The organism is Chryseobacterium sp. (assembly GCF_029240215.1).
Lineage (GTDB): Bacteria > Bacteroidota > Bacteroidia > Flavobacteriales > Weeksellaceae > Chryseobacterium.
Genome location: NZ_JARBTK010000004.1, coordinates 215,019 through 225,571, shown reverse-complemented (window position 1 = coordinate 225,571; position 10,553 = coordinate 215,019). Strand labels below are relative to the sequence as shown.

Sequence of the window (10,553 nt, the reverse complement as noted above, 5' to 3'; positions counted from 1 at the left end):
TAAAGAAAATTAAAATGAAAAATATATTCACATTAATATTTGCTTTGTTTTCAGCATCTGTTTTTTCTCAGGTTGCTATTGGGAAAACGGTGGTTGCATCACCATCGGTTTCTCTGGATTTCGGAACTGGCAACAGAGGGATGATTTTGCCATGGGTAACTTCTACGGCTTCAGTTACGGGTGTTGTCAACGGAACGATGGTTTATGATCTTACTGATAAAAAAGTAAAGGTAAAATATGATGCAACCTGGAAAGATTTATCAGTAAATACTCAGGGGACTACAGTTGATCCTTTGACGTCGATTGATGGAGTTGCAATTCAAAATGCTGCAACTGAAAATACACTTGCTAAATTAGCAATAGGGACGCTTTCTGCAACTCCTGGTATTTTAGTGTTAGAAGATACTAATAAAGCAATGGTCTTGCCTAAAGTAGACACTCCGCATCTTAATATCATCAACCCGGCTCCCGGCATGATCGCTTATGATACATTCAATAAGCAATTAGCTGTTTATAACGGAACAGTTTGGTCTTTTTGGGGCAAAGAAAATGTTTCCACTGTTCCCACTGTAACAACGGGAACCGGAAGAGTATGGATGGATCGTAATTTAGGTGCAACGCAGGTAGCTACAAGTACTACAGATGCTGCTTCATATGGTGACTTATACCAATGGGGACGTTTAACTGACGCTCATCAAATTCGTACTTCCCCGGTAAGTACTACATTAAGCAGTACAGATGTTCCCGGTAATGGAAATTTTATTGCCTCTACTACTACTCCTAATGATTGGCGTTCACCACAGAATATCAATTTATGGCAGGGCGTAAGCGGTGCTAATAATCCGTGTCCTAGTGGTTTTCGTATTCCTACTGTGGCAGAATTTCAAGCTGAATCAGCACTTTTTACAACACAAAATGCAGCAGGTGCATTTAATTCCCCATTGAAATTAACAACGGCTGGCTATAGGGTTTATAATAACGGAGTACTAAATGAAGTAGGTTCAGTTGGAGTTTATTGGACCAGCACAACAAACGGTACCTCGTCTGCATATACTTACTTCAATACATCAAATTCTGTTTCTAGCAATACTGTTCGAGCGTATGGGTTTTCTATTCGTTGTATAAAAAACTAAAACTTTTACGAATCACCAATATTCTTAAAAGGCTAACTTGAAATTTAAGAAATCCGTCTCACAAATTTATGTGAGACGGATTTTATTTTATTTGCATTCTAAATATCAGAGATGAGAAGAATTTATGTTTATTTATAAATCAAGTAGAAGGATGGATTAGTAAGATGTATAAAAAATTAACTTTTTATTTAAGTTAGATTAATTTCTTTAAAGTTAAAAACCACTGCCTTGTTTGTAAGGTGGTGTTTTTTTTTGATTTAAAAAATAATGACTTTTTCTGTACAGGGTAAACTTTAAGCTAATTTGCTATATCAACTCTTTTAAAAAAAATTAAGAAAATTTTATAATTACAAAAGTTATAGAGTGATGCTTAAATTTGTGTAATCACTTAAAAATTAGTATATTTGCAGTCACTTTTGGCGCTAAAACTACACATATTACTGTAAAACATTGTAAATCAACTCTTTCATAATTTTGAAAGGGATTTCGTTTTATGTAATATATACTTTTTTCGTCAAAAGTAAAATTTAAAAATATTTTGCATTACGCTGTGAAAAGATATACCAGCGTTGCAGTTAGAAATTAGAGTTTAGAATATAGAATTAAAGTACAAAAGATCACTTCTGATAGCGCCAAACATCAAATGTCTTTTGTCTTGCCTATTTTATCTTCAAAGTCTTTTTCTGATATTTTTTGTATAAATCAAAATATTTTTTAACCCTTTCTTAAAAGTTTTATGAGTAAAACAACAGCAGTTACTAAAGGAAATGAGAGAATTAATTTCTCTACGGCGAAAGGAAAAATCATTACTCCGGATTTCTTAGACATCCAATTAGAGTCATTTAAAGATTTTTTCCAGCTGGATACACTTCCGGAAGACAGAAGGAAAGAAGGTTTGCACAAAACCTTCCAGGAAAACTTTCCAATTACCGATTCTAGAAACCAATTCGTTTTGGAATTCTTAGATTATTTGGTAGATTCTCCACGTTATTCGATCGACGAATGTGTGGAAAGAGGTTTAACTTATTCAGTTCCTCTAAAAGCCAGACTTAAATTGTATTGTACTGATCCTGAACATGAAGATTTTCAGACAGTTGTACAGGATGTTTATTTAGGTCCGGTTCCTTATATGACTCCGTCTGGTTCATTTATTATTAATGGAGCAGAGCGTGTAATCGTAACTCAGTTACACAGATCTCCGGGTGTGTTCTTCGGGCAGACTTACCACGCAAACGGAACAAAATTGTACTATTCAAGAATTATCCCTTTCAAAGGATCTTGGATGGAATTTACGACCGATATCAACAGCGTAATGTATGCGTATATCGACCGTAAGAAAAAATTACCTTTAACTACATTATTAAGAGCGATCGGTTTCGAATCTGATAAAGACATTCTTCAGATCTTTGACCTTGCAGAAGAAGTGAAAGTTTCTAAAGCTGCGCTTAAAAAAGTAGAAGGAAGAACTTTGGCTGCGAGAGTATTGAACACTTGGTTCGAAGATTTCGTAGACGAAGACACTGGAGAGGTTGTTTCTATCGAAAGAAATGAAATCATCTTAGACAGAGAAACGATTCTTGAAAAAGAACATTTAGATCTTATTTTGGATGCTGGTGTGAAATCTATCTTGATTCACAAAGAAAATTCAAACGAATTCTCTATCATCCAGAATACTTTACAAAAAGATCCAACCAACTCTGAAAAAGAAGCGGTTGAATATATTTACCGTCAGTTAAGAAATGCAGATCCACCCGATGAGGAAACTGCAAGAGGAATCATTGAAAAATTATTCTTCTCTGAGCAAAGATATTCACTTGGTGAGGTAGGACGTTACAGACTAAACAAGAAGTTAGGTCTTAATATCCCTACTACTACTGAGGTTCTTACAAAAGAAGATATCATTGCGATTGTAAGACACTTGATCGAATTGGTAAACTCTAAAGCTGAGGTTGATGATATTGATCACCTTTCTAACAGAAGAATTAAAACTGTTGGTGAGCAATTAGCAGGACAGTTCGGTGTAGGTCTTTCTAGAATTGCTAGAACGATTAAGGAAAGAATGAACGTTAGAGATAACGAAATCTTTACTCCGCTTGATCTAGTTAATGCAAAGACTTTAACATCAGTTATTAACTCATTCTTTGGTACCAACCAGCTTTCTCAGTTCATGGACCAAACCAATCCTCTATCAGAAATCACGCACAAGCGTAGACTTTCTGCCCTAGGACCTGGTGGTTTATCAAGAGAAAGAGCAGGTTTCGAGGTACGTGACGTTCACCATACTCACTATGGTCGTATCTGTCCTATCGAAACTCCTGAGGGACCAAACATTGGTTTGATCTCTTCTTTAGGTATCTATGCTAAAATCAATACTTTAGGTTTCATCGAAACTCCATATAGAAAAGTAGAAGGAAGTACTGTAGATCTACATGCTGATCCTATTTATCTGAATGCAGAAGACGAAGAAGATAAAGTAATTGCTCAGGCAAACGTTGAACTAGATGATAACGGAGCGTTCTTAACAGACAGAATTATTGCCAGATTAGATGGTGATTATCCAGTTGTTGAGCCTTCTCAGGTTAATTTGATCGACGTTGCACCAAACCAGATTTCCGGTATTTCAGCTTCATTGATTCCATTCTTGGAGCATGATGATGCGAACCGTGCGTTGATGGGATCAAACATGATGCGTCAGGCAGTTCCTTTGTTGAAGCCACAAGCTCCAATTGTAGGTACAGGTCTGGAACAGCAGGTTGCAAAAGATTCAAGAATCTTGATCAATGCTGAAGGAAATGGTGTTGTTGAATATGTAGATGCTGATCAGATTACGATTAAATATGAAAGAAGCGATGACGAAGATTTAGTATCATTCGAATCTGCTACGAAAACATATAAATTAACTAAGTTTAGAAAAACTAACCAGAGTACGACTATTACCCTAAGACCAAACGTAAGAGTAGGTGAAACGGTGGTAAAAGGACAGGTTCTTTGTGACGGTTATGCAACTGAAAACGGAGAATTGGCTCTTGGTAGAAACTTAGTGGTTGCCTTCATGCCTTGGAAAGGATACAACTTTGAGGATGCGATCGTAATTAATGAAAAAGTTGTACGTGAAGACTGGTTTACTTCGATTCACGTAGATGAATATTCTCTTGAAGTTCGTGATACCAAATTAGGTATGGAAGAATTGACAGCAGATATTCCAAACGTATCAGAAGAAGCTACAAAAGATCTTGATGAGAACGGTATGATCAGAATCGGTGCTGAAGTGAAGCCTGGTGATATCATGATTGGTAAGATCACTCCAAAAGGTGAATCTGACCCTACTCCTGAAGAAAAACTTCTTAGAGCAATCTTTGGTGACAAAGCCGGTGATGTAAAAGATGCTTCATTGAAAGCAGATTCTTCATTAAGAGGTGTTGTAATCAACAAGAAGTTGTTCTCAAGAAACATTAAAGATAAAAAGAAAAGAACTGAAGAAAAACTTAAGCTTGAAGAGATTGAAAACACTTACAAGGCTAAGTTTGACGAGTTGAGAAATACTTTAATCGAAAAATTAAACACTTTAGTTAGCGGTAAAACTTCTCAGGGAGTTACGAATGACTTAGATGAAGAAATTATCGGTAAAGGAGTGAAATTCACTCACAAATTATTGACTTCAGTTGAAGATTACGTAAACGTTAGCGGTGCAGATTGGACGGTTGACAACGATAAGAATGAATTGATCAAACAATTGATTCATAACTACAAAATCAAATTTAACGATATTCAAGGAGTTAAAAATCGTGAGAAATTCGCAATTTCTATCGGAGATGAACTTCCTGCAGGTATCATGAAGTTGGCTAAAGTATATATCGCTAAAAAACGTAAACTAAACGTTGGAGATAAAATGGCGGGTCGTCACGGTAACAAAGGGATCGTTTCGAGAATCGTTCGTGAAGAAGATATGCCATTCTTGGAAGACGGAACACCGGTAGATATTGTATTGAATCCACTTGGGGTACCTTCTCGTATGAACATCGGACAGATTTATGAAACCGTTCTTGGATGGGCTGGTCAGAAATTGGGCATGACGTTCGCTACGCCAATCTTTGATGGGGCAACTCTTGATCAGATTACAGAGTACACTGAGAAAGCTGGAGTTCCTAAATTCGGTCACACTCACCTTTATGATGGTGGTACCGGAGAAAGATTTACACAGGCTGCAACAGTAGGTATTATCTATATGTTGAAACTTGGACACATGGTAGATGACAAAATGCACGCACGTTCTATCGGACCTTACTCATTGATTACTCAGCAGCCATTAGGAGGTAAAGCTCAGTTTGGTGGTCAGAGATTCGGAGAGATGGAGGTTTGGGCTCTTGAAGCATTTGGAGCATCAAATATCTTGAGAGAAATCCTGACTGTGAAGTCTGATGACGTGATTGGTAGAGCAAAAACTTATGAAGCGATTGCAAAAGGTGAAGCAATGCCTGAACCAGGTATTCCGGAATCTTTCAACGTATTACTTCACGAGTTACAAGGTCTTGGATTAGACGTAAGACTAGAGGAATAATTTTAAATTTTAAATTATAAATGTTGAATGGCAACATTCAAAAGTTAATCTAAAATCTAAAATCTAAAATTTAAAATCTAACAAATGTCAAATAAAAATAAATCAAGTAGATTTAATAAAATAACCATCGGTTTGGCTTCACCTGAGTCCATTTTACAGGATTCAAGAGGGGAGGTTCTTAAGCCGGAAACTATTAACTACAGAACACACAAACCTGAAAGAGACGGTTTGTTCTGTGAAAAAATCTTCGGTCCTATCAAAGATTACGAATGTGCTTGTGGTAAATACAAGAGAATTCGTTACAAAGGGATCGTTTGTGACCGTTGTGGTGTAGAGGTTACGGAGAAAAAAGTACGTAGAGAAAGAATCGGACATATTGGTTTGGTTGTTCCTATCGCGCACATTTGGTATTTCCGTTCTTTACCAAACAAAATCGGTTACCTTTTAGGTATTCCTTCTAAGAAATTAGATATGATCATCTATTACGAGAGATATGTTGTTATTCAGCAAGGTATCGCTAAGAAATTAGATGGTTCTGATTTTGAAGACAAAGAATTCCTTACAGAAGAAGAATACCTTGATATCATGGATACTCTTCCTGTAGAAAATCAATATCTTGATGATGCAGATCCAAACAAATTCATCGCCAAAATGGGTGCTGAAGCTGTTGAAGAATTGTTGAAGAGAATTGATCTTGATGCATTGTCTTTCGATTTGAGACACAAAGCTCACAACGAAGGTTCTAAGCAAAGAAGAACTGAAGCTCTGAAAAGATTGAACGTAGTAGAAGCATTGAGAGGTGCAAATACAAGAATGATCAACAGACCGGAGTGGATGATTATGCGTGTGCTTCCAGTTATACCACCAGAATTAAGACCATTAGTTCCATTGGATGGAGGGCGTTTCGCAACTTCTGACTTAAATGACCTTTACAGAAGAGTTATTATCAGAAACAACCGTTTGAAAAGATTATTGGAGATCAAAGCTCCTGAAGTAATCTTGAGAAACGAGAAGCGTATGCTTCAGGAATCAGTAGATTCATTATTTGATAATACAAGAAAATCTTCTGCAGTAAAATCTGAATCAAACAGACCATTGAAATCACTTTCAGATTCATTGAAAGGTAAGCAGGGTCGTTTCCGTCAGAACTTACTAGGGAAAAGGGTAGATTACTCTGCGCGTTCGGTAATTGTTGTAGGTCCAAACTTACAGCTTCACGAATGTGGTATTCCTAAAGATATGGCTGCGGAACTTTACAAACCATTTATCATTAGAAAACTAATTGAAAGAGGGATTGTAAAAACAGTAAAATCTGCAAAGAGAATTATTGACAGAAAAGAACCGGTAGTATATGATATCTTAGAAGGTGTAATGAAAGGTCACCCTGTTTTACTAAACAGAGCGCCTACTTTGCACAGATTGGGTATTCAGGCTTTCCAACCTAAGATGATCGAAGGTAAGGCAATCCAATTACACCCGTTAGTAACAACAGCATTCAACGCCGATTTTGATGGTGACCAAATGGCGGTACACTTACCGTTGGGTCCGGAAGCAATTTTGGAAGCTCAGTTATTGATGTTAGGTTCTCAGAATATCTTGAACCCTGCAAACGGTTCTCCAATTACAGTACCATCTCAGGACATGGTTCTTGGTCTTTATTTCATGACCAAAGAATTAAGCTCTACAGATGAGAAAAAAGTATTGGGAGAAGGTCTTGCATTCTATTCTCCGGAAGAAGCGGAAATCGCTTATGCGGAAGGTAGAGTTTCATTGAACGCTAAAGTAAGATGTAGACTTCCTATCAAGGAAAACGGTGAAATCACAACGAAATTAACTGAAACTTCTGTTGGTAGAATCTTATTCAACCAGATCGTTCCTAAACAGTCAGGATATATTAATGAGCTTCTTACTAAGAAATCATTAAGAAATGTTATTGGTAAAGTACTTGCTGATACAGATTTCCCTACCACTGTGAAGTTCTTGGATGCAATGAAAGATCTAGGATATGCAAATGCATTCAAAGGTGGTCTTTCGTTCTCATTAGGTGACATCGTAGTTCCTGTTGAGAAAAAGAAAATGATTGCTACATCTATTGAAACTGTAGACGAAATTAGAGCCAACTATAACATGGGTCTTATTACAGATACAGAAAGATATAATCAGGTAATTGACGTTTGGACAAACACCAACGCCGGATTAACTGAAATGATCATGAGCAGAATGAAAGTTGACCAAGGTGGATTCAATTCTGTATACATGATGCTTGATTCTGGTGCGAGGGGTTCTAAGGAACAGATCCGTCAGTTATCAGGGATGAGAGGTTTGATGGCAAAACCGCAGAAAGCTGGTTCTACCGGTGCGGAAATTATCGAAAACCCGATTCTTGCAAACTTTAAGGAAGGTCTTTCGATCTTAGAATACTTTATCTCTACTCACGGTGCTCGTAAAGGTCTTGCGGATACCGCTCTTAAGACTGCCGATGCAGGTTACTTGACGAGAAGATTGGTAGATGTTGCACAGGATGTCATCGTTACAGAAGAAGACTGTGGAACATTAAGAGGAACTGAAGTTACTGCACTTAAGAAAAATGACGAAATCGTTGAAAGAATTTCTGAAAGAATCTTAGGTAGAGTATCTCTTCATAATATTTATGATCCTGAAACTGACGAATTGATTGCTAATGCTGATCAGATTATTGATGAGGCTTTGGCTAAAAGAGTTGAGGAAATGGGTCTTGAATCTTTAGAAGTACGTTCACCACTTACTTGCGAAACCAAAAAAGGAATTTGTGCTAAATGTTATGGTAGAAACCTTGCAACTGGTAAGAAAATCCACATGGGTGAAGCAGTAGGGGTAATTGCTGCACAATCAATTGGGGAACCGGGAACTCAGTTAACATTGAGAACTTTCCACCAAGGGGGTGTATCTACAAACGTATCAGAAAACCCTTCAATTGCTGCAAGAAGAGACGGTATCGTTGAATTGGATGAGGTAAGAACAATTACTTCTGAAGACGAAAACGGGAATACTGCTGAAGTAGTCGTTTCTCGTACAACAGAATTTAGATTGGTTGCTGATAACGAATCTAGAACTCCATTGATGATTGCTAACGTACCTTATGGTTCTCAATTATTAGTTAAATCTGGTGATAAAGTGAAAAAAGGTGATCTTATTGCAAAATGGGATCCTTACAACGCGGTAATTATTGCAGAGAATGCTGGTAAAGTAGAGTATGAAGATATTATCCAGGGTATTTCATTCCAATTGGAGATTGACGAACAGACAGGATTTGAAGAGAAAGTAATCTCTGAATCCAGAAATAAGAAGGCAGTACCTACATTGAAGGTAGTAGATTCTAAAGGTGTTGAGCAGAAAGGTTACAACTTACCGGTAGGAGCCCACTTAATGGTAAACGACGGTGAAAAAATTAAGGCTGGTAAAGTTTTAATCAAGATCCCAAGAAAATCTGCTAAGTCAGGGGATATTACAGGGGGTCTTCCGAGAGTTACAGAATTATTTGAAGCAAGAAACCCTTCAAACCCGGCGGTTGTTACAGAAATCGATGGGGTAGTTTCTTACGGAAAAATCAAGAGAGGTAACCGTGAATTGATCGTTGAAGCTAAAACTGGTGAGAGAAAAATTTATTTAGTTAAATTATCAAACCAGATTTTGGTACAGGAGAATGACTTCGTAAGAGCTGGTTCGCCACTTTCTGACGGTTCAGTTACTCCGGACGATATCTTGAAGATCAAAGGACCAACTGCAGTTCAGGAATATTTAGTAAATGAAATTCAGGAAGTTTACCGTCTGCAAGGGGTGAAAATTGATGATAAGCATTTCGAAATCATTGTAAGACAGATGATGACGAAAGTATCTATCGTTGACGGAGGTGATACTCAGTTCCTTGAGGCTGCTTTAGAACACAAATTTGATTTCTTAGAAGAAAACAACAGAGTGTTTGGTCTTAAAGTAGTGACTGAAGCTGGTGATTCTAAAGAATTCAAGCCAGGTCAGATGATTACTGCAAGAGAACTGAGAGATGAAAACTCTAAGTTGAAGCGTGAAGATCAGAAATTAGTAGAAGTAAGAGATGCGCTTCCTGCAACAGCTACACCTGTATTGCAAGGGATTACAAGAGCAGCTCTGCAAACTAAATCATTCATGTCTGCAGCATCATTCCAGGAAACAACTAAGGTTCTTAACGAAGCGGCAGTTGCAGGTAAAATAGACAGTCTGAACGGTCTTAAAGAAAACGTAATTGTAGGACACAGAATTCCTGCAGGTACAGGTCTTAAAGAGTATCAGAATGTAATTGTAGGTTCTAAGAAAGAATTTGAAGACCTAAATTAATTCAAAATTTAATGTTCAAGGTTCAAACTTTTAATTTATTTTTGAGCCTTGAATTTTTTAAACATAAAACTTTAAACAAAAAAAATGGACAACCAAAATCAAAACAACGATCCAAACAACATCAACATCCAATTGAACGAAATGGTAGCTTCAGGGGTATATTGTAACCTTGCTTTAGTAAACCATTCTCCATCTGAGTTTGTAGTAGATTTCATCCAGTTAATGCCGGGTGTACAGCAAGCTAACGTGCGTTCAAGAGTAATTCTTGCTCCACTTCACGCTAAGAGAGTTCTTACAGCTCTTCAGCAAAATATCACAAACTACGAGCAGCAATTCGGAGAGATCAAAGAAGTTGAACCTTTCGTATTAGGTGGAAACAACGTACAAGCGTAAGATTTTCTCAAAAATATATAAGAATGCTCCAATTATTTGGGGCATTTTTTTTGTGATAAGCATTTGTGATTTTTAAACAGAATCTTAATATTTTTTAAAAATAGATGGATCAGTTATAT

General features: G+C 37.1%; 4 protein-coding genes. All 4 read left to right on the top strand.

The genetic code is table 11. The features are described from left to right. Nucleotides 1-14: 14 nt before the first annotated feature. Nucleotides 15-1,133 (top strand): FISUMP domain-containing protein, encoded by a 1,119-nt coding sequence (locus K0R77_RS10630; protein ID WP_300352080.1) that lies wholly within the window; start codon nt 15-17, stop codon nt 1,131-1,133. 736 nt (nt 1,134-1,869) lie between these two features. Then, entirely contained in the window at nt 1,870-5,691 is a 3,822-nt protein-coding gene (rpoB, locus tag K0R77_RS10625) for a DNA-directed RNA polymerase subunit beta (RefSeq protein WP_300352078.1), read from the top strand. An 84-nt stretch (nt 5,692-5,775) separates the two neighbouring features. Continuing rightward, a complete protein-coding gene (rpoC, locus tag K0R77_RS10620; protein ID WP_300352076.1) occupies nt 5,776-10,041 on the top strand; it encodes a DNA-directed RNA polymerase subunit beta' in 4,266 nt (1,421 codons plus the stop codon). A gap of 84 nt (nt 10,042-10,125) precedes the next feature. Next, entirely contained in the window at nt 10,126-10,434 is a 309-nt protein-coding gene (locus K0R77_RS10615) for a DUF3467 domain-containing protein (protein ID WP_047444864.1), read from the top strand. Nucleotides 10,435-10,553: the final 119 nt, after the last annotated feature.